The organism is Arthrobacter sp. Alg241-R88, assembly GCF_900537115.1.
Lineage (GTDB): Bacteria > Actinomycetota > Actinomycetes > Actinomycetales > Micrococcaceae > Arthrobacter.
Window position 1 is genome coordinate 175,324 of the sequence record NZ_UNRG01000002.1, and the last position, 18,912, is coordinate 194,235.

At 65.9% G+C, this 18,912-nt stretch carries 21 protein-coding genes, 6 tRNA genes and 1 riboswitch; of the genes, 20 read left to right on the top strand and 7 right to left on the bottom strand.

From position 1 onward, the window contains the following. The first annotated feature begins 82 nt into the window (after positions 1-82). Complete coding sequence (zapE, locus tag G6R19_RS05590; RefSeq protein WP_163163186.1) at positions 83-1,120, top strand: cell division protein ZapE; 1,038 nt, start codon at positions 83-85, stop codon at positions 1,118-1,120. Positions 1,121-1,291: 171 nt separating this feature from the next. On the opposite strand, the gene G6R19_RS05595 is transcribed toward zapE, so the two are convergent. The 6 genes from G6R19_RS05595 to G6R19_RS05620 all read right to left on the bottom strand — a co-directional run bounded on the left by G6R19_RS05595 (position 1,292) and on the right by G6R19_RS05620 (position 2,280). Then, positions 1,292-1,546: an antitoxin gene (locus G6R19_RS05595; RefSeq protein WP_163163188.1), complete on the bottom strand. Its 255-nt coding sequence runs from the start codon at positions 1,544-1,546 to the stop codon at positions 1,292-1,294. Positions 1,547-1,731: 185 nt separating this feature from the next. Then, a tRNA-Val gene (locus G6R19_RS05600) sits at positions 1,732-1,803 on the bottom strand. A gap of 41 nt (positions 1,804-1,844) precedes the next feature. Then, a tRNA-Gly gene (locus tag G6R19_RS05605) sits at positions 1,845-1,917 on the bottom strand. 57 nt (positions 1,918-1,974) lie between these two features. Next, a tRNA-Val gene (locus tag G6R19_RS05610) sits at positions 1,975-2,049 on the bottom strand. Positions 2,050-2,089: 40 nt separating this feature from the next. Continuing rightward, a tRNA-Cys gene (locus G6R19_RS05615) sits at positions 2,090-2,160 on the bottom strand. A gap of 47 nt (positions 2,161-2,207) precedes the next feature. Further along, positions 2,208-2,280, bottom strand: a tRNA-Gly gene (locus tag G6R19_RS05620). 362 nt (positions 2,281-2,642) lie between these two features. On the opposite strand from G6R19_RS05620, the gene G6R19_RS05625 reads away from it, so the two are divergent. The 14 genes from G6R19_RS05625 (at position 2,643) to hisF (ending at position 14,022) form a co-directional block, all read left to right on the top strand. After that, positions 2,643-2,714, top strand: a tRNA-Val gene (locus G6R19_RS05625). A gap of 95 nt (positions 2,715-2,809) precedes the next feature. Next, positions 2,810-3,670, top strand: a complete 861-nt coding sequence (locus tag G6R19_RS05630) for a cytochrome (protein WP_163163190.1) — start codon at positions 2,810-2,812, stop codon at positions 3,668-3,670. Between the two features lie 77 nt (positions 3,671-3,747). Continuing rightward, on the top strand, positions 3,748-4,347 hold the full coding sequence (gene def, locus G6R19_RS05635) for a peptide deformylase (protein ID WP_163163192.1): 600 nt from the start codon (positions 3,748-3,750) through the stop codon (positions 4,345-4,347). Continuing rightward, positions 4,344-5,264, top strand: a complete 921-nt coding sequence (gene fmt, locus G6R19_RS05640) for a methionyl-tRNA formyltransferase (RefSeq protein ID WP_163163194.1) — start codon at positions 4,344-4,346, stop codon at positions 5,262-5,264. Before def ends, fmt begins: the two co-directional genes overlap by 4 nt. Next, positions 5,261-6,913: a transcription antitermination factor NusB gene (locus G6R19_RS05645; RefSeq protein WP_163163196.1), complete on the top strand. Its 1,653-nt coding sequence runs from the start codon at positions 5,261-5,263 to the stop codon at positions 6,911-6,913. Before fmt ends, G6R19_RS05645 begins: the two co-directional genes overlap by 4 nt. A 114-nt stretch (positions 6,914-7,027) precedes the next feature. After that, entirely contained in the window at positions 7,028-7,705 is a 678-nt protein-coding gene (gene rpe, locus G6R19_RS05650) for a ribulose-phosphate 3-epimerase (protein ID WP_163163198.1), read from the top strand. Between the two features lie 39 nt (positions 7,706-7,744). Continuing rightward, a riboswitch (FMN riboswitch) is annotated at positions 7,745-7,896 on the top strand. A gap of 176 nt (positions 7,897-8,072) precedes the next feature. Next, positions 8,073-9,206, top strand: coding sequence for a bifunctional diaminohydroxyphosphoribosylaminopyrimidine deaminase/5-amino-6-(5-phosphoribosylamino)uracil reductase RibD (gene ribD / locus G6R19_RS05655; protein ID WP_163163200.1), 1,134 nt, complete (start codon positions 8,073-8,075; stop codon positions 9,204-9,206). Further along, on the top strand, positions 9,206-9,850 hold the full coding sequence (locus tag G6R19_RS05660; protein WP_163163202.1) for a riboflavin synthase: 645 nt from the start codon (positions 9,206-9,208) through the stop codon (positions 9,848-9,850). The genes ribD and G6R19_RS05660 overlap by 1 nt, the downstream gene beginning before the upstream one ends. After that, positions 9,847-10,581: a 3,4-dihydroxy-2-butanone-4-phosphate synthase gene (gene ribB, locus G6R19_RS05665; protein ID WP_163163204.1), complete on the top strand. Its 735-nt coding sequence runs from the start codon at positions 9,847-9,849 to the stop codon at positions 10,579-10,581. Before G6R19_RS05660 ends, ribB begins: the two co-directional genes overlap by 4 nt. Further along, entirely contained in the window at positions 10,578-11,357 is a 780-nt protein-coding gene (gene ribA / locus G6R19_RS05670) for a GTP cyclohydrolase II (protein WP_163163205.1), read from the top strand. Before ribB ends, ribA begins: the two co-directional genes overlap by 4 nt. Before the next feature lie 35 nt (positions 11,358-11,392). Beyond that, the gene (gene ribH, locus G6R19_RS05675) at positions 11,393-11,881 is read left to right on the top strand and encodes a 6,7-dimethyl-8-ribityllumazine synthase (protein ID WP_163163207.1); all 489 of its coding nucleotides are present in this window, start codon (positions 11,393-11,395) and stop codon (positions 11,879-11,881) included. A gap of 101 nt (positions 11,882-11,982) precedes the next feature. Further along, positions 11,983-12,246, top strand: coding sequence for a phosphoribosyl-ATP diphosphatase (locus tag G6R19_RS05680; protein ID WP_015936881.1), 264 nt, complete (start codon positions 11,983-11,985; stop codon positions 12,244-12,246). Between the two features lie 89 nt (positions 12,247-12,335). Continuing rightward, on the top strand, positions 12,336-13,196 hold the full coding sequence (gene hisG / locus G6R19_RS05685; protein ID WP_163163209.1) for an ATP phosphoribosyltransferase: 861 nt from the start codon (positions 12,336-12,338) through the stop codon (positions 13,194-13,196). 49 nt (positions 13,197-13,245) lie between these two features. Then, positions 13,246-14,022, top strand: a complete 777-nt coding sequence (gene hisF, locus G6R19_RS05690; RefSeq protein WP_163163211.1) for an imidazole glycerol phosphate synthase subunit HisF — start codon at positions 13,246-13,248, stop codon at positions 14,020-14,022. A 76-nt stretch (positions 14,023-14,098) separates the two neighbouring features. On the opposite strand, the gene G6R19_RS05695 is transcribed toward hisF, so the two are convergent. Further along, positions 14,099-14,743, bottom strand: coding sequence for a TIGR03085 family metal-binding protein (locus tag G6R19_RS05695; RefSeq protein ID WP_163164116.1), 645 nt, complete (start codon positions 14,741-14,743; stop codon positions 14,099-14,101). A gap of 112 nt (positions 14,744-14,855) precedes the next feature. Here G6R19_RS05695 and hisI point away from each other — a divergent pair, with 112 nt between their 5' ends. The 5 genes from hisI to trpC all read left to right on the top strand — a co-directional run bounded on the left by hisI (position 14,856) and on the right by trpC (position 18,836). Then, positions 14,856-15,305, top strand: a complete 450-nt coding sequence (gene hisI, locus G6R19_RS05700; protein WP_163163212.1) for a phosphoribosyl-AMP cyclohydrolase — start codon at positions 14,856-14,858, stop codon at positions 15,303-15,305. A 112-nt stretch (positions 15,306-15,417) separates the two neighbouring features. Then, positions 15,418-16,980, top strand: a complete 1,563-nt coding sequence (locus tag G6R19_RS05705) for an anthranilate synthase component I (RefSeq protein ID WP_163163214.1) — start codon at positions 15,418-15,420, stop codon at positions 16,978-16,980. Then, positions 16,980-17,624, top strand: a complete 645-nt coding sequence (locus G6R19_RS05710) for a Trp biosynthesis-associated membrane protein (protein WP_163163216.1) — start codon at positions 16,980-16,982, stop codon at positions 17,622-17,624. The genes G6R19_RS05705 and G6R19_RS05710 overlap by 1 nt, the downstream gene beginning before the upstream one ends. Positions 17,625-17,727: 103 nt before the next feature. After that, positions 17,728-18,015, top strand: a complete 288-nt coding sequence (locus G6R19_RS05715; RefSeq protein WP_163163217.1) for an HGxxPAAW family protein — start codon at positions 17,728-17,730, stop codon at positions 18,013-18,015. Continuing rightward, entirely contained in the window at positions 18,015-18,836 is an 822-nt protein-coding gene (gene trpC / locus G6R19_RS05720) for an indole-3-glycerol phosphate synthase TrpC (protein ID WP_163163219.1), read from the top strand. The genes G6R19_RS05715 and trpC overlap by 1 nt, the downstream gene beginning before the upstream one ends. Positions 18,837-18,912: the final 76 nt, after the last annotated feature.

Genomic DNA, 18,912 nt, shown 5'->3' on the forward strand with positions numbered 1-18,912 from the left:
CCGGGTGGCCCTGCACCACCCGGAGCGGGGGTTCGTTGCCGGTATCCTTTCTGGGGACGAACCACCAGCAGAACGGACCACCTTGGTACAGATCGAACAGCTTGCCGCCCGAACTCCGTCAGTATCGGTGGATGAGCTCCTGAAGGGTTTCTTTCCCTCGCCGCGTTTCGGCCAGGTCTCCTTTGCGAGTTACCGTCCGGACCCCAAGCAGCCCAGCCAGTCGCATGCCGTCCGGGCCCTTGAAGGATTTGCCGGCGGCGTCGGGGCAAGTGACGGAGGGGGACTGTTCAAGAAACTGTTCGCCAAGAAGGATACGTCCCGCGCAGGGATCTACCTGGACGGCGGGTTCGGTGTGGGCAAGACGCACCTCTTGGCCTCCCTGTGGCACGCATCGCCCGGGCCCAAGGCTTTCGGCACATTTGTGGAGTACACCAACCTGGTAGGCGCCCTGTCCTTCCGCAAGACCGTGGATGCGCTGAGCGGTTACAAGCTCGTTTGCATCGACGAATTTGAGCTCGATGATCCGGGCGACACCGTGCTGATGTCCCGGCTGATGCGTGAGCTTGCCGACGCCGGCGTGAAGCTGGCTGCCACCTCCAACACCCTGCCCGGCTCGCTGGGCGACGGCAGGTTCGCCGCGGTGGATTTCCAGCGCGAAATCCAGGTTTTGGCAGACCAGTTTGACGTTATCCGTATCGATGGGGAGGACTTCCGCCACCGCGGACTGCCGGCAGCCCCGGCGCCCCTTAAGAACAGTGAGCTGTCCGCGCACATGAAAGCGGAGTTCGACGGCAAGACGGTGGCACAGGACGAATTCTCAACGCTCATCCACCATCTCGCCGGGGTTCACCCGAGCCGCTACCGCCAACTGATCCACGGCATCGACGGCGTTGTATGGCGGAACGTGGAAACCATCACCGAGCAGGCGGTGGCGCTCCGGTTCGTGGTCCTCGCTGACCGGCTGTATGACAAAGACGTGCCCATCCTGGCCAGCGGTGTTCCGTTCGATCAGCTGTTCACCGAGGAAATGATGAGCGGCGGCTACATGAAAAAGTACTTCCGCGCTGTCTCCCGCCTCACCGCCCTGGCCCGGGAGGGGCAGAACCACGAGCCGTCCTAAGGGGGCCGGCTCAGCCGCCGGCCGCCGTCGTCCGTTCCAGAGACGGAAGGCGCTGCTCCGTAGGGAGCGGTGCCGGACGGCGGGGCTTTAACGCCAAAGGTGCGGGTGCCGCCTCCCGGCGGGACCCGCACCCCCTTGACGTACTAGGGCAAAGCCCTGGCCAAATCCTTTTTACGGAGCCTTGTCAACCGGCGGAACCGGGTTGACCGGCGGAACCTGCCCGGGGGCAGGTGCCTGGCCCGGAGTTCCGTTCTGGTCAACGAGCTTGGAAGCGCCATGCTGGATCTTGTTGACGTGACCTGAGTACTTGCCTCCGGTCTTGGTGTCGACGAAATCGCCGGCCTTGGTGATGCCGTTCTTGATGGCCTGCTCGTTACCGCGGATAAGACCTTGAGCCTTGCCCTTTAGGTCGCCAATCAGTCCCACGAGCACCTCCCTTCAATCGCGGAGCCAGGTCGCTCCTCCGCATTCGATCCTAGCCCTGCAGGCCGAGCCGTGCCAAGGAAATCAGGGCCTTTGGGCGTTCGCCCGCAGCGGATAGAGTTGCTGCCTCCTGTGCGGGGCAATGGCTGTAGGGCAAGAAAAAAGCAGCTCCGGGGAGCTGCTGAATGTGGGCGATACTGGGATCGAACCAGTGACCTCTTCCGTGTCAGGGAAGCGCGCTACCGCTGCGCCAATCGCCCGGAACCGGAAGCCCGGCTTATGGGATTGTAAGGAGTAAGAGAGCGGACGACGAGATTCGAACTCGCGACATCCACCTTGGCAAGGTGGTGCTCTACCAGCTGAGCTACGTCCGCATATGAAGTACGTTCCGGCCGGGGCCGGTCGAACTGCATGAAGCAAGTTCCCTTGCTTGGTGGGCGATACTGGGATCGAACCAGTGACCTCTTCCGTGTCAGGGAAGCGCGCTACCGCTGCGCCAATCGCCCATGTTTATCCGGAACACACCGGAAACCATGGTTTTCACCGAGGTGGGTACGGGATTCGAACCCGTGTATACGGCTTTGCAGGCCGCTGCCTCGCCTCTCGGCCAACCCACCGTGTAAGCGCCGATTCAAAAGAACCTTTGCCGTGACAGTGTCCTGCGAGCGGACGACGAGATTCGAACTCGCGACATCCACCTTGGCAAGGTGGTGCTCTACCAGCTGAGCTACGTCCGCATTTTGGAGGGCCGATTCGCTGCCGTTCCCGGCATTTCCTCGCTTTCCAACGAGTAAAAACAATATAGGAGGTTCCGGGAATCTCCAAATCGGGCCGCCTTCATGAACGGCCAATGGCGCTGCTTCCCTGCAATGGCGCGGAATTTCCTGAGTTACAGGCGTGTAATTCCCGACGGCGGCGGGTGGCGCGGGGTGCGATTGCCGGCATTGGACAGGGCTGGCATCCGAATCACCCTGCGCAGGCCTGGCCCCTTTTGTTCCGTCAGTTGATGGTTCGGGTGCCTGGCTGGGTGCCCCTTTTGCCGCGGGCTGATGCCGATTTCCGAAATGGCTGCAGGGTCGGCTAACATTCAAATGCATCAGGGCGATTGGCGCAGTGGTAGCGCGCTTCGTTCACACCGAAGAGGTCACTGGTTCGAACCCAGTATCGCCCACAGCATATTGGTCCGTTTCCGCTCATCTGCAGCGGAAACGGACCTTTTTTGTGCGCCCGGACACGATGTCAGCCCCCTGTGAAAGAGTCTTTCCTATGACTGCTCCACTTCTTGCCCACGCCACGGAATACGGGCGGATGTACGCCCGGTCCACCTCTGAGCATTTCTCCGTGCCGTCCATCACCACTGTGATCGGCCAGCAGCCGCACGGGCTTGACGGCTGGTTTGGATACATGGGGGCCAGCAGCCTGGCGAAGGATCCGCTGCTCGCCGACTGCCTCGGCAGCCCTGCCAAAATCAAGCAAGCCGTCAACCGCGCGGCCAAGGCGGCGGAAACGTACCGGGACGAGGCCGCCAGGCGCGGGGACCGCGTGCATTACTACTGTGAGCAGGTGGCCCTGCGGGCGCTGGGCCGGCCGCATGCCATGAAGGAAGCCCGGGAGGCACTGGCCGCCAACGGCGAAGAAGCCTTCGCCGTCCGCTTCGATGAATGGTGGGAGCTTTACCGGGTGGAACCGATCGCCCCGGAGATCACCGTCTGGAACAACGCCGTAGGCTACGCAGGCACTCTCGACCTCGTTGCCCGGATCAACGGCAGGGTCTGCCTCATCGACTACAAGACCAAGGGCACCACCCGGGACGGGCTGGTGAAACCGCTGGACGACAAAGTGGTGATGCAGCTGGTGGCCGGCATGAAGGCGGAAGAGAGCCTGGTGGATCCGGAGGCCGGGACCTGGGAGCCCTGGAAGTACGGCGACAACCCCGTCCTGCTGGCCGTGGCCATTGGCGAGACCGAGGTCCGTCCGGTCCGTGCCAACCCTGAAGTCCTTAAGCACCACTGGTGGAAGTTCTGTGCCCTCCGGCGTGTCTGGGAATTGTCGGCGGACACGATTTCCGCTGGGGCCGCGCTGCTGCCCATTGCCCCGCCGCCGCTCGCACAGGTACAGACCGTCTAGGCGTTGCCTGCACCCAGGGCGTCTGCGCCTAAACTGGATAGGTTCCCGTTACCGCCAACTGTGAGGAAAAACAGCGCATGGCTATTCTGAATATCCGCATCATCGGCGATCCTGTGCTCCGCACAGTTGCCGATCCTGTGACGGAATTCGGGCCTGAGCTGGCCAAGCTGGTGGCGGATATGACCGAAACGATGGAAGACGTTGACGGTGCCGGCCTGGCCGCGCCTCAGGTGGGGGTGAGCCAGCGCGTGTTCACCTACCGCATCGACGGCGTGGAAGGGCACATCATCAATCCCGTGCTGGAAAACAGCGAGGATTTCCAGCCCGACCAGGTGGAAGGGTGCCTGTCCATCCCCGGTCTTGGTTTCCCTGTGCGCCGTTTCCGCTCCACCCGTGTCACCGGCGTGGACATGCACGGAAACCCCGTCTCCGTCGAGGGCGATGGGATGCTGGCGCGCTGCTTCCAGCATGAGAACGACCACCTGGACGGAATCCTCTACACCGACCGGTTGGAGGGCGAGGACCGGAAAGCTGCCCTGCGCTCCATCCGCAATGCCAACTACGACTCCGTCACCGAACGGACGACGGCCAAGCGCGCCAAAACGGTGGGCTCAAGTTTCGGCGGCGCTGCCTCCGGGTCCAGTTTCGGTGCCGGCGCGGCTGGTGCCAACGGGTGAGGGTCCTTTTCGCGGGGACCCCCGCCGTCGCTGTGCCGTCCCTTAATGCGCTCGTCGAAGCAGGTTTTGATGTTGTTGCAGTCCTGACCAGGCCGGACGCGCCGATAGGCCGCAAACGCGTGCTGACGCCCTCGCCGGTAGCTGCCCGTGCCACGGAGTTGGGCATTGAGGTCATCCACGCGGCCCGGATTGATGCGGAAACCACCGCCAGGATTTCTGCCGTTAGCCCTGATGTTGCCGCGATCGTCGCCTACGGCGGGCTGGTTCCCGCCGCCGCGCTCGGTATCCCGCCGCATGGCTGGATCAACCTGCACTTTTCGCTCCTTCCCGCCTGGCGTGGCGCTGCTCCGGTGCAGCGTGCCGTGATGGCCGGTGATGACGTCACCGGGGCGGTGACGTTCCAATTGGAGGAGGGCCTGGACACCGGGCCTGTTTTTGGCACCCTCACGGAAACGGTGGGGCCGGAAGATACCGCGGGGGAGTTGCTGGAGCGGCTTTCCCACAGCGGGGCAGTGCTCCTGGCCCAGACCCTCTCTGCCATTGACGCCGGCAAGGCAGCAGCCGTGCCGCAGTCCGGCGAGGTTTCCCTCGCCCCCAAGCTGACCCTCGATGACGGCCGCCTCGACTGGGAACACCCTGCCCTGGCACTTGGGCGGCAGGCGCGGGGTGTCACTCCCGAGCCCGGAGCCTGGACGGTGATGGACGGCCAGCGCATCAAGCTGGCTCCCGTACGGCTCCGGCCGGACGTTTCCGGCCTCGCGCCCGGATCCGTCGCGCTGCAGGGCAAAAGCGTGCTGGTGGGAACCGGCTCCCATGCTGTCGAGCTGACCCGGATCCAGCCGGCCGGCAAAAAGATGATGGCCGCTGCCGATTGGGCACGCGGTATGGCTTCCCTTGAAAGCGTGGTGTTCGAATGAGCGGGTCCGGCGGCAATCAAAGCGGTCGCGGCAGAGCCGGGGGCGGAAAGGGAGGCGGAAGCTCAGCCGGAGGCAGTGCCGGAAGCGGGACCGGAGGCGGGAGCGCCGCGGGCGGCGGAAGCGGCGGCCAGCGCGGTGGCCGCGGCCAGGGCGGGCCCCGTGATTCGAGCAACCGAAACGCCAAGGGACGGGAACGGAACCGCAGCACCCAGCGCAGTTTCACCGACGCCGCCCCTTCCCAACGCACCCGCAGGGCAGATCCCGCCAGGCTGGTGGCCTTCGAAGTCCTTCGCGCTGTAGCCGCCGAGGACGCGTATGCCAACCTTGTGCTGCCCGCACGGATCCGGCACCACGGGCTGGACAAACGGGACGCGGGCTTCGCCACCGAACTCAGTTACGGGGCGCTCCGCGGCCAGGGAACCTATGACGCCATCCTTGCCCGGTGCGTGGACCGGCCGCTGGAACAACTGGACCCGGCCATTCTCGACGCCCTTCGGATCGGAGCGCACCAACTGCTGGCCATGCGCGTCCCGGCGCACGCCGCCCTGGACCAAACCGTTGGCCTGGCCCGTGCGGTCATCGGTGCCGGACCATCGGCGCTCATCAATGCCGTTCTCCGGAAGGTCACTGCGCACACGCTCGAGGAGTGGCTGGAGCAGTTGGTCGCCGGAGAAACCGACGAAACCAAGGTCGCCTCCCTCCGTTACGCCCATCCGGAGTGGATCGTCCGCGCCATGCGCCAGTCACTCGTGGCTCACGGGCGCTCTGCCTCAGAAATCAACGACCTGTTGGAAGCGGACAACGCCGCGCCGGTGGTCAACCTGGTGGCCCTGCCCGGCATCGGCAGCCTCGACGAGGCCCTCGAAAACGGAGCCACGCCCGGCGAACTGGTGGAAGGCTCGGCACTGTCCAGCGGCGGAGACCTGGGGCGGCTTGCCTCCGTCCGCGAGGGCAGCACCAGGGTGCAGGACGTTGGTTCGCAGCTGGTGGCGCGCGCCATGGCAGCCGTAGACCTGGGCCGGAACAGTGGCTCAGATGGCGAAAGCCCTGGCGAGGCCTGGCTGGACCTGTGCGCCGGGCCCGGCGGCAAGGCAGCACTGCTCGGTGCGCTGGCCAGCCAGAGGGGCGCAACCCTGCTGGCAAACGAACCTGCACCGCACCGCGCCAAGCTCGTGACCCAGGCGCTTTCGGCCGTACCGCGGGAAACGTGGCAGGTACGTACGGGTGATGGCCGGGAGGTGGGCACGGAGAAGCCTGAATTCTTTGACCGGGTACTCGTAGACGTCCCCTGCAGCGGGCTGGGCGCGCTCCGGCGGCGGCCCGAGTCCCGCTGGCGCCGCACGCCCAAGGACCTGGCAGACCTCGGCCAGCTCCAGCGGGATCTCCTTAAATCGGCCCTGGCCGCGGTCCGCCCCGGTGGAGTGGTTGCCTATGTGACCTGCTCGCCCCACCCGGCCGAGACCACCGCTGTGGTTACGGATGTGCTCCGCAAACGCGATGACCTTGAATTGCTGGAGGCCGGCCAGGCTTTGGACCGCGTCAGTCTGCCGGGCGACCTCGGCGCCGGGCATGATTCGACCGCGCAGCTGTGGCCCCACGTCCACGGCACCGATGCCATGTTCCTTGCCCTGATCCACAAGAAGCCCTGAGCCGCGAAAACCCTGAGCCGCGAGTCCTGATCCACAAAAATCCTGGTTTCTTGGAAGCCCGTGGTCCCCAAGCCCTGACCGGCAAAGAGACCTGATCCGTGAAAGGTTCCCACCGTGACGCAATGCTGCATCAACCCGAGCATCCTGTCCGCCGATTTCGTCAACCTTGAGGCTGAGCTGCAGCGCATCAGCAACGCGGACGCGGTGCACGTGGATGTGATGGACAACCACTTTGTGCCCAACCTCACCATCGGCCTGCCGGTGGTGCAGCGGATCCAGGCCGTTAGCCCGGTGCCCCTCGACGCGCATCTGATGATTGCCGACGCCGATCGCTGGGCACCCGGTTTTGCAGATGCCGGCCTGGCATCAGTCACCTTCCACGCCGAGGCCGCCATTGCGCCCATCAAGCTCGCCCGCGAACTGCGGGCCAGGGGCGCCAAGGCAGGAATGGCGCTTCGGCCAGGTACGCCTGTTGAGCCGTACCTGGACATGCTCCCCGAGCTGGACATGCTGCTCATCATGACGGTGGAGCCGGGATTCGGCGGCCAAGCGTTCCTGGATGTGACCCTGCCGAAAATCCGGCGCGCCAGGCAGGCCATCGACGGTTCGGGGATAGGTGTGGCCATCCAAGTTGACGGCGGCATCACCGAAGACACCATCACGCGTGCAGCAGAGGCCGGCGCCAACGTCTTCGTGGCAGGTTCGGCGGTGTACGGTGCGGAGGATCCGGCCGCGGCGATCAACCGCCTCCGCGAGGCCGGGACCCAAAAGTTACGCACCGCGGCGGAATAGCAGGGAGCCGTACGCCGTTATGGCACAATAGCAACACACATACGTGCTCCGGGGTCGGTGTAAGTCCGAACCGGCGGTGACAGTCCGCGACCCGCGAGCCGGTGGTTTTCCCTTGGGAGAATCCCGGCGGATGGTTGAACCGGTGAAATTCCGGTACCGACAGTTAAAGTCTGGATGAGAGAAGCACGTACAGCTGTTTCTGCGGCGTCATGGGACGCCGCGGCCTTCTGCTGTCGTATACCCCCGGAGCCATCGCGGTTCTAGAGGGAAGGAACGACACAAGCACTATGAACCTGCTGCGATGGCTCTTAAACGCCACAAATTCCGCTGCCGCCACACCCGGCAGCACCACCATCGAGGCTCCCGCATGACGGCCGGAGTTGTTACAGCCTTTACTGCCGCCGAGACCGCTGCGATGGACACTGCCCTGAACGCGGCCCTGCAGGGGCCCCGCGGCGCTAACCCCCTGGTGGGGGCCGTCGTCGTCGATTCAGAGGGCCGCGAACTCGTCACGGGTTACCACCGCGGGGCAGGCACCGCCCACGCCGAAGCAGACGCGATAGCGCAGGCCGCTGCCGCAGGGATAGATCTGTCCGGCTGCACCATGGTGGTGACCCTGGAGCCCTGCAACCATGTGGGCCGCACCGGCCCCTGTGCCCAGGCAATCATCGCCGCCGGAATCACCGACGTCGTCTATGCCGTGGACGATCCCCACGACCCGGCTGCGGGCGGGGCCGCCACCCTGAGGGAGGCGGGCGTGCGCGTGCGCAGCGGTTTGGCTGCCGGCGAAGCACTGGAGATGAACCGCCGGTGGTTTGAGGCAGTGGCGGCAAAACGTCCGTTCGTCACGCTGCACATCGCGCAGACACTGGACAGCCGCATTGCAGCAGAGGACGGCACCAGCCAGTGGATTTCCAGTCCAGAATCTTTGGCCGACAACCATGCAATCCGCGGCCGCATCGATGCAATCCTCGTGGGAACCCAGACCGTGTTGGTGGACAACCCCCGCCTCACTGCCCGCAACCCGGCAGGAACCCTGGCCCGGAAACAACCGCTGCGGGCCGTGATGGGACTGCGTGACATCCCGGCGGACGCCGCCATCCACGGAAGCGACGGCCTGGTAACGCACCTTCCCACCCGTGACCCCCAGGAAGCGCTGTCTTCCCTTTACGGGTCCGGAATCCGCCACCTCATGGTCGAGGGAGGCTCGCGCATCCTCAGCGCATTCCTCACTGCCGGGCTCGTTGACGAACTCATTGTCTACCTCGCCCCCACGCTGCTTGGATCCGGAACTCCGGCCCTCACCGGCTTGGGAATTACTACCCTCGCCGACGCGCAGCAGTGGGAATGGGACCCGTCCGACGGCGGCGCCGTCCGAACGCTGGGCCGGGACCTGCGACTCCACCTACGACCGCAACGCGCGGTTGCCCTGGAACCACAAACAACACTTCACCCACAACCGTCCCGCGCCACCGCGGAGCAAGCCCAGGGAGGCTACTGATGTTTACCGGAATTATTGCCGAGCAAGGGCACGTTTTGTCCGTCGAGCGGGACGGGGATGCCAGCGCCACCGTCCGGCTGCACGCGCCCGGCTCCACAGAAGGGCTCGCCCTGGGCGGGTCCATCGCGGTCAATGGTGTTTGCCTCACCGCCACCGAAATCGACGGCAAGGAATTCAGCGTGGACGTTATGGGGGAGACCTTGGTCCGCAGCACCATCGGCGAGTTGGCTCCCGGTGACGCCGTCAACCTTGAGCGCTGCGTCCCGGCCGGCGGCAGGCTGGACGGGCACGTGGTCCAGGGCCACGTGGACGGCGTCGGCGTGCTGCTGGAACGCGAGCCGCTTGGCAACTGGGAAAGGCTTCGTTTCGGGGTGCCCGGGAACCTTGCCCGCTACATTGCGGAAAAGGGATCCATTGCCATCGACGGCGTCTCACTCACCGTCACGGCGGTCAGCCCCGCAGCGGAGCAGAGCCCCTGGTTCGAGGTGGGGCTCATCCCCACCACCCTTGCCGAAACCGGGCTCGGCGCCAAGAGCACCGGCCGCCGGGTGAACCTGGAAGTGGACGTCCTGGCCAAGTACACCGAACGCCTCCTTGCGTTCAGCACCCCAGCGCCCGCCGCTGTAGAAGGAGGAGCACGATGAACGCCGCAGTCCGGTTCGAACCCGAAGTTGCCCCCACCGCCGGCACCCGGACGGACAAAGCCCCCGGGTTGAACACCATCGAGGAAGCGGTGCGGGCCATCGCCGCCGGCCGGCCAGTGCTGGCTGTGGACAACGAGGACCGGGAGAACGAGGGCGACATCATCTTCGCCGCCCAGCACGCCACTCCGGCACTGATGGGATGGACCATCCGGTACAGCTCCGGAGTCATTTGCGTACCGCTGTCAGGCGACCGCGCGGACGCCTTGGCACTGCCTCCCATGGTGGCGGTCAATGAGGACGCCAAAGGCACCGCCTACACGGTGTCCTGCGACGCCGCCATCGGCGTCAGCACCGGAATTTCTGCGACGGACCGGGCCCTCACGGCCAGGGTCCTCGCGGATCCGCAGTCCGAACCGTCGTCCGTGACCCGCCCCGGGCATATTTTTCCGCTGCGTGCGGTTGACGGTGGTGTGCGGGAACGTCCTGGCCACACTGAGGCCGCTGTTGACCTGTGCCGCCTGGCCGGCCTGGAAGCTGCGGCGGTCATCGCCGAAGTTGTTTACGACGATGGCGAGATGATGCGGCTGGATGGGCTCCGTGCCTTTGCCGCGGAACACGGATGCCCCCTGATCTCAATCCAGGACCTGGTGGCGTACCTTGAGGCAGCGGGCACGTCGGCTGACAGCAACACCCGGGCAGGACGCCAGGGCGGAGAAGAGGAGATACGATGACGGCTTCCGGAGCTTCGGGAAACGGCCACCACCTGCCCGATTCGGGCAACGGCCATTACAGGACCACGTTCGCCAACGGCCACCACCAGGCAGAGTCCGGCAACGGCCGGGTACCCCATCCCGTCAGCGGCGGACCCATCGTCCAGCTGCCCACGGCTTTCGGCGACTTTATCGCCCAGGCATGGATAGACCTGGAGACCGGCGCCGAACACCTGGCCGTCAGTTCCCCCAATCCGCCCAAAGACGGCCAGGCCCCGCTGGTCCGGCTGCACTCGGAATGCCTTACCGGGGATGTCTTCGGTTCCTACCGCTGCGACTGCGGCGAGCAGCTGGCCTATGCGCTGGAGATGATCCGTGAGCATGGCGGAACCCTGCTCTACCTGCGCGGACAGGAAGGCAGGGGCATCGGCCTCGCCAACAAGATCAAGGCCTACGCGCTGCAGGAGGCCGGCTTCGACACCGTGGAGGCCAACGAACAGCTGGGCCTGCCCGTGGACGCCCGGTGCTACAAGGCCGCCGCCCAGGTGCTGGCCGAGATGGGACTGCATGAAGTCCGGCTCCTGAGCAACAACCCGGACAAGCAGAACAGGCTGGCAAAGGCCGGCGTCAAGGTTGTGGAAATGGTTCCCACCGAGGTCCCGTCCCGCGACCAGAACATCCGGTACCTGCAGACCAAGAAGGACCGCATGGAGCACCGCCTGGTTCTGGGCACCCACGTGGGCGTCGCAGTGCCCGTCACAACCCCTGATACTTCCTTTGACCACGAGCAAGACTGACCCACCAACAAGACTGAACGGAACAGCATTTACCTATGAGCGGACACGGCGCCCCCGATATCGACCTCTCCACCCTCAACCCGGCCGAAACCTCGCAGCTCCGGCTGGCCATCGTTGCGGCCAGCTGGCACACCCAGATCATGGACGGGCTCCTGGACGGTGCACTGCGCGCAGCGAAGGACGCCAGCATCGCCGAGCCCACTGTCCTGCGCGTCCCGGGCAGCTTTGAGCTGCCTGTCGCTGCCGCCCGGCTGGCACCGCACTTCGACGCCGTCGTAGCCCTCGGTGTTGTGATCCGCGGCGGTACGCCGCACTTCGAGTACGTCTGCCAGGCTGCGACGTCGGGCCTCACCGACGTGAGCGTGCGCACCGGAGTCCCGGTGGGCTTCGGCGTCCTGACCTGCGACACCGAACAGCAGGGCCTGGACCGTGCCGGCCTCCCCGGCTCAAAGGAAGACAAAGGCCACGAAGCCGTTACCGCGGCGCTGGCCACCGCCGTCGTGCTCAAGCAGTACGGCAACTAGCACACCCGCGCAGGCGGGCGTGTGTGTGTTCACTCACATCGCGCCCGTCATGCAACGGCCCGACAGGCGCCCTTCGGGCCGCAGCAAGTAGGCTGGAGGGCGTGAAGAATTTCGAGACGCTGTTCGCTGAACTCAGCGAGAAGGCAGCCACCCGCCCGGAAGGCTCCCGCACCGTCGCTGAATTGGACTCCGGTGTCCACGGCATCGGCAAGAAAGTCGTTGAGGAAGCAGCCGAAGTATGGATGGCTGCCGAATATGAATCCGATGAAGCGGCGGCCGAGGAAATCTCCCAGCTGCTGTACCACCTGCAGGTTCTGATGCTCGCCAAAGGCCTGACCCTGGAAGACGTCTACAAGCATCTGTAGCCACCGGTCCGGCGCGCCTTTGCCGCCGGTGCCCGCCGTGGCCCGCATTGCCTGAATACCTAGACCTCCCGAATCCAGAAAGATTTCCCATGCTGCGAGTAGCCGTCCCCAACAAGGGTTCCCTGTCCGAAGCCGCCTCTGCCATGCTGTCCGAAGCCGGCTACCGCCAGCGCCGCGATACCCGCGAACTGGTCATGGTGGACCCGGACAACGACATCGAGTTCTTCTTCCTCCGTCCGCGCGACATCGCCGTTTACGTGGGGCAGGGAACGCTCGACGTCGGCATCACCGGCCGTGACCTGCTGCTGGACGCCGAGGTGGAAGCCGAAGAGCTGCTGCCGCTGGGATTCGCCGCCTCCACCTTCCGCTTCGCCGGTCCGGTAGGGGATTTCGCCAAAGTTGAGGAGCTGGAGGGCAAGCGGCTGGCCACGAGCTATGACGGCCTGCTCCGCGGCTACCTCGCCGAACGCGGCGTCAATGCCAAGGTGGTCCGCCTGGACGGTGCCGTCGAATCTTCGGTCCGGCTTGGCGTAGCGGACGCCATCGCGGACGTCGTCGAAACCGGCAACACCCTCAAAGCGGCCGGGATGGAGATTTTCGGCGAGCCGATCCTCAAATCCGAAGCCGTCCTGATCCGGCGGACCGAAGAAGGCGGTGCCGCAAACGGCACAGCCAAGGAAATCGAGGTCCTGATCCGGCGCCTGCAGGGTGTGCTGGTGGCCCGGCAGTACGTGCTGATGGACTACGACATCCGCAAGGAACTCGTTGAACAGGCCGCCGCCCTGACGCCAGGCCTGGAATCACCTACGGTCTCTCCGCTGCGGGACTCGGACTGGGTTGCGGTGCGGTCCATGGTGCCCAAGAGGGAAACCAACCGGATCATGGACGAGCTGTACGACCTTGGCGCCCGTGCCATCCTGGTCAGCAGCATCCACGCCTGCCGCATCTGATTCCGCACGCACCGCTGCATCAACGCACCCCAGAATTCCAGGAGTTCCCATGGCAGTAGCCGTACGCGTCATTCCATGCCTCGACGTGGACGCCGGGCGCGTCGTTAAGGGCGTCAACTTCGAGGGCCTCCGCGACGCCGGCGACCCGGTGGAGCTGGCCCACCGGTACGACAACGCCGGCGCCGACGAACTGACCTTTTTGGACGTCACCGCATCCTCCGGCAACCGCGAAACCACCTTCGACGTGGTCCGCCGGACCGCCGAGGAAGTATTCATTCCGCTGTGCGTGGGCGGCGGAGTCCGCGGCGTGGCAGAGGTGGACAAGCTTCTCCGCTTCGGTGCGGACAAGGCATCCATCAACACCGCAGCCGTGGCGCGGCCCGACGTCATCGACGAGATCACCCGGCACTTCGGTTCCCAGGTCCTTGTCCTGTCGGTTGATGCCCGCCGCACCCGCCCCGGGTCCCAGCCCACGCCGTCGGGATTCGAAGTGACCACCCACGGCGGCCGCACCGGCACGGGGATTGACGCCATCGCATGGGCAAAGGAAGCCGCGGACCGCGGCGTGGGGGAGATCCTGCTGAACTCCATTGACGCCGATGGCACCAAGGACGGGTTCGACCTGGAACTCATCCGCCTGGTCCGGGCTGCCGTCAAGGTGCCCATCATCGCTTCCGGCGGTGCCGGGGAGCCTGCACACTTTCCACCCGCCGTCGCGGCCGGCGCAGACGCTGTGCTGGCCGCATCCATCTTCCACTGGGGACCGGACGACATGATGTCGCAGGTCAAAACCGCCATCAGGGAAGCCGGCTTCGAAGTCCGCTAGCGTCTTCCAACCCAACTAAGTAGCACTAAGTGTCGTTTTGAGCGCTCATAACGACACTTGGTGCTACTTAGTTGGGTTAGAGCCCTACTTCTGCTGACTGCAGGAGGGCGACGGCGTCGGGCTGGCCTTCGAAGGTGACCAAGGCATGGCGGGTGCGGCCGTGGGCGTGCATCAGCAGTTCGCCCGGCTCGCCGACGATGGCCACCGAAACGGGAGCGCGCTTGGCAACATGCCGCGGTCCCGAGGGCCGCACCAGAACGATGCCAAGGTCAACTCCCCGGTAGAGGATGGCGGCGCGCTTGACGAGCTCATCCCACAGGGCGTCCGAATAGGCTTCGTCCAATGCCCGCGGCGCCCACCGGTCCACGGCGCGCCGCACGTCTTCTGTGTGGACAAAGTACTCAATAAGGTTGGCGCTCTCGTCCAGCCCCTTGATGTTCATGGGCGAGAGAGCCGGCGGTCCGGAGCGGAAAGTGTTTACGAGCCGGGCGTAGGCGTCCGCGGTGGTGACCTTCGCAGCCAGCTTGGCTGTGGCCTGGTCTGATGCCTTCGCCAGGCACTTGATGATCAGCCCCAGTCCCACGGCAGCTTTGCGTTCGCGCAGGTAAAGGTGCGCGGCAAGGTCCCTGGTGCGCCAGCCTTTGCAGAGCGTGGGCGCGTCGGGACCGGCCGCAAGGAGGGTTTCGGCCAGGACTTCTCGGGACGGGTCGACGAAATGCATCACTTGTGAAACTAGCACGAGAGCCCCGCAGTTGGGCACCGTGCCCGGCGGGGCAGGCGTGCCGTTGTTCACACAGGAATTCGGGCATGGCCAAGGCACTAGACTTGATCTGATGTCTGAGCAGCCCGCCCCCGCCCCAACCACTGATTCCGCCGTGCCCGCAGCGCCGCCGGCAGCACCGGCCGGAACGTCGTCCGCGCCGGCAAGTCCGCTCCCGGCCGAGCTTGCAGCGGCCCTCAAGCGCGACAGCGCAGGCCTGGTGGCCGCCGTCGTGCAGCAATTCGACACCAACGAGGTTCTGATGCTGGGCTGGATGGATGATGAGGCGCTGCACCGGACCATGACCAGCGGAAGGGTCACCTTCTACTCCCGCTCCCGCCAGGAGTACTGGCGCAAGGGAGACACGTCAGGGCACGTCCAGTGGGTAAAGTCCGTGGCCATGGACTGCGACGGCGATGCGTTGCTGGTGCGCGTGGACCAGGTGGGCGCGGCGTGCCACACCGGCACCCGAACCTGCTTCGACGGCAGGGACCTGCCCGTCAGCACAGGCCACGCAAGCTGACACTCTTCACCGCAGGTTGCTGCGGAACGCGGGGGAGGGTTGGCCACCCCTGCAAGCACACCACCAGGCGCCGCGCAGCCGGCCCTATGAGAACAGGCGGAACAGCATAGCCATGCAGGACCTTGGAATCATCAGCCCGGGCCTTGAGGAGTTCCGGGAACTGGCCGGCCACAGCCGCGTGATCCCCGTACGGCTCAAGGTACTTGCCGACGCCGAGACGCCCATTGGTTTGTACCGGAAGCTTGCGCAGGGGCAGCCCGGAACGTTCCTGATGGAGTCCGCTGCCGTGGGCGGGGCGTGGTCCCGCTACTCGTTCATCGGCGCCAGGTCACGGGCAACACTGACCACCAAGGACGGGAACGCGCACTGGCTGGGTGAGCCGCCAGCGGGCGTTCCGGTGGACGGCAGCCCGGTGGATGCCGTCCGCGACACCATCGAAGCCCTCCGCACGGACAGGTTCGATGGCCTGCCGCCTTTTACGTCCGGCCTGGTGGGTTTCCTGGGCTGGGAAACCGTGCGGCACTGGGAGCGCCTGGTGAGCCCGCCCGAGGATGACCTGCAGCTGCCGGAGATGGCGTTGAACCTCGTCACCGACATGGCCGTGCACGACAACGTTGACGGCACGGTGCTGCTGATCGCCAACGCCATCAACTTCGATGACAGCTCCGAACGCGTGGATGAGGCCTGGCACGACGCAGTGGCGCGGGTCAAGGCGCTCCTGGCCAAGGTCAGCACCCCGGTGGCGCAGCCCGTCTCGGTCCTGGCGCCGGCGGCGCTGGACTTCGCCTCCAGCGTCCAGGAGCGCTGGGATGAAGCCGAGTACCTGGCCGCGCTGGACCGCGGCAAGGAAGCCATCGTGGACGGCGAGGTGTTCCAGGTGGTGATTTCGCGCCGCTTCGAGATGGAGTGCAAGGCCTCCGCCCTGGACGTGTACCGGGTGCTGCGCAACACCAACCCCAGCCCCTACATGTACATCTTCAGCCTTGAGGACGCCGAGGGCCGGGAGTACTCGATCGTCGGGTCTTCACCGGAGGCGCTCGTGACCGTCACCGGTGAAGAGGTCATCACGCACCCCATCGCCGGATCCCGCCCGCGCGGCAAAACCGTCGAGGCGGACAAAGCCCTCGCTGAGGAGCTCCTGGCGGACCAGAAGGAACGGGCAGAGCACCTGATGCTCGTGGATCTCTCCCGCAACGACCTTTCCAAGGTGTGCGTGGCCGGAACCGTGGATGTCACCCAGTTCATGGAGGTGGAACGCTTCAGCCACATCATGCACCTCGTCTCCACCGTGGTGGGGCAGCTCTCGCCGAAGGCCAAGGCCTACGACGTCCTGAAGGCCACGTTCCCGGCCGGAACCCTGTCCGGAGCCCCGAAGCCCCGCGCCCTGCGGCTCCTCGACGAGCTTGAACCGCACCGCCGCGGCATCTACGGCGGAGTGGTGGGCTACCTGGATTTCGCCGGCGACATGGACATGGCCATCGCCATCCGCTCCGCGCTGCTCCGTGAGGGCCGGGCGTACGTCCAGGCCGGCGGAGGAATCGTGGCTGACTCGGTGAACCCCACTGAAGCCCTCGAAACGGTCAACAAGGCTGCGGCTCCGCTCCGCGCGGTGCACACGGCCGGCTCGCTGCAAAACATCTCGGCGGACACCTTGCCGGGCGGGGCCGGTTCCTGATGTCCGGCACGGATCCGGCAGCAGGCCAGACGGCCACCGCCAAAAAGAGCTCCGGCACCCCTGCCTGGGCACGAAAGTCGACGTTGGTCCTGCTCATCGCCGTCCTGGCGCTGGCAGTATTCGGCACCACCACGCAAACATGGATGACGGTCACCCTTGACCCGAACCAGGTGGGCCAGGCCGGTGCCGCGCAAACGGCGCTGGAGGTCCAGGGCAGCAAGGCCGCCACTGCCGTCACGGCGCTGGCCCTGGTGGCTCTCGCGGGCGGGCTCGCCGCCGCGATCGCCGGCAGGATCGCGAGGTGGATCATCACGGCCATCATCGTCCTGGCTGCTACCGGGATCGTCGCCGCAGCGGCCACCGTCCTGGCCAATCCCCTGGCTGCAGCCCAGGGAGCGATCGCAGCGGCAACCGGGATCACCGGCAGCCAGGCGCAAGTGGCTGTGACGGCCTTCCCGGTGCTCGCCGTCGTCGCCGGTTGTTTGCTGGCTCTGGCAGCCCTGCTCATCATCCCTGCCGGGCGGCATTGGAAGACCCGGACGAAATATGACGCGCCCGCCGCCGGCGGTGCGGCCACCCCGGCGGGTCCGGTGGACGAGATCGACAGCTGGGACCAGCTCTCCCGCGGCGACGACCCCACCTGAACCGTCCCGGCCCTGCGCCGGCGCCGCGGGCGGGCCGCCGATACGCGGGCACCGGCCAATAAATGGCAGAATGTAAGCAGTATCCACCCTGAGGAGATTTTCCATGAGCAAAGCACCTGCGTCCGTTTCCAAGTCAGGCACCCGCACGGTAGCCCCCGGCGCCATTGACCACAGCCAGGAACTCGGCCACGGCAACAGCCCCGCGGCCTGGACCTGCGTCATCGTAATGCTGGTGGGCGCCCTCATCATGTCCATCGCTTTTGTCATCGCCAACACCCCCATCTTCATCGCCGGCGGCGCCGTGATGGTGCTTGGGCTGATCCTCGGCTACATCATGCGCAAGGCAGGCTACGGCGTCGAAGGCAGCAAGCTGAAGAACTCCGGCCACTGATGGCAACTGTTCTCGATGACATCAACGCCGGTGTCAGGGAGGATATGGACGCGCGGAAACGCCTGGTTTCCCTCGCTGAACTGAAGGACCGGGCCCAGGCCGCCGCGCCCGTCCGTGACGCCTGGGCCGCGCTCGGCGGCCCCTCCCCGTCCCGGGAACAGCTGAAAGTCATCGCGGAAATCAAGCGCCGCAGCCCCTCCAAGGGCGACCTCGCCGCCATCGGCGATCCCGCCTCCCTCGCACGGCAGTACGCCGACGGCGGTGCCTCCGTCATCAGCGTCCTCACCGAACAGCGCCGCTTCAACGGCTCGCTTGCGGATCTCGATGCCGTGCGCGCCGCGGTGAACGTTCCGCTGCTGCGCAAGGATTTCACTCTCGACGAGTACCAGATCTGGGAAGCCCGCGCCCACGGCGCGGACCTGATCCTGCTGATCGTGGCGGCCCTCTCCGACGCACAGCTCACCGAGTATTCGGCGCTCAGCTGCGAACTCGGCATGAACGTGCTGGTGGAAACGCACACCGAAGAGGAAATTGAACGGGCCATCGCCGCCCAGGCGCGGATCATCGGTGTCAACGTGCGGAACCTGAAGACGCTCGACGTCGACCGTTCCGTGTTCGCCTCCCTGGCGGGGCTGATTCCGGCCGAAGCCCTCGTGGTTGCCGAGTCCGGCGTCCGCGACGTGGACGACGTGACGCACTACGCCGCCTGCGGCGCCAACGCAATCCTGGTGGGCGAGGCCCTGGTGAGCCACTCCACCCCGCGTGAGCGGATTGCCGAATTTACGGCGGCAGGCGCCGCCGCCATCGCCGCCCGCGGCTGACCGGACGCCCCTGCACACACCACTGTGGACAGGGGCTGTTTGCCGCCCGCGGATTTGTCCCGGCCCCCAGCCGGAA

Bases quoted from the DNA above. Each gene is read 5' to 3' on its own strand.
- G6R19_RS05630 (WP_163163190.1), top strand. From the start codon at position 2,810: ATGACTGCTCCACTTCTTGCCCACGCCACGGAATACGGGCGGATGTAC.
- def (WP_163163192.1), top strand. From the start codon at position 3,748: ATGGCTATTCTGAATATCCGCATCATCGGCGATCCTGTGCTCCGCACA.
- G6R19_RS05645 (WP_163163196.1), top strand. From the start codon at position 5,261: ATGAGCGGGTCCGGCGGCAATCAAAGCGGTCGCGGCAGAGCCGGGGGC.
- ribD (WP_163163200.1), top strand. From the start codon at position 8,073: ATGACGGCCGGAGTTGTTACAGCCTTTACTGCCGCCGAGACCGCTGCG.
- G6R19_RS05660 (WP_163163202.1), top strand. From the start codon at position 9,206: ATGTTTACCGGAATTATTGCCGAGCAAGGGCACGTTTTGTCCGTCGAG.
- ribB (WP_163163204.1), top strand. From the start codon at position 9,847: ATGAACGCCGCAGTCCGGTTCGAACCCGAAGTTGCCCCCACCGCCGGC.
- ribA (WP_163163205.1), top strand. From the start codon at position 10,578: ATGACGGCTTCCGGAGCTTCGGGAAACGGCCACCACCTGCCCGATTCG.
- ribH (WP_163163207.1), top strand. From the start codon at position 11,393: ATGAGCGGACACGGCGCCCCCGATATCGACCTCTCCACCCTCAACCCG.
- hisG (WP_163163209.1), top strand. From the start codon at position 12,336: ATGCTGCGAGTAGCCGTCCCCAACAAGGGTTCCCTGTCCGAAGCCGCC.
- hisF (WP_163163211.1), top strand. From the start codon at position 13,246: ATGGCAGTAGCCGTACGCGTCATTCCATGCCTCGACGTGGACGCCGGG.
- G6R19_RS05695 (WP_163164116.1), bottom strand. From the start codon at position 14,743: ATGCATTTCGTCGACCCGTCCCGAGAAGTCCTGGCCGAAACCCTCCTT.
- hisI (WP_163163212.1), top strand. From the start codon at position 14,856: ATGTCTGAGCAGCCCGCCCCCGCCCCAACCACTGATTCCGCCGTGCCC.
- G6R19_RS05705 (WP_163163214.1), top strand. From the start codon at position 15,418: ATGCAGGACCTTGGAATCATCAGCCCGGGCCTTGAGGAGTTCCGGGAA.
- G6R19_RS05710 (WP_163163216.1), top strand. From the start codon at position 16,980: ATGTCCGGCACGGATCCGGCAGCAGGCCAGACGGCCACCGCCAAAAAG.
- G6R19_RS05715 (WP_163163217.1), top strand. From the start codon at position 17,728: ATGAGCAAAGCACCTGCGTCCGTTTCCAAGTCAGGCACCCGCACGGTA.
- trpC (WP_163163219.1), top strand. From the start codon at position 18,015: ATGGCAACTGTTCTCGATGACATCAACGCCGGTGTCAGGGAGGATATG.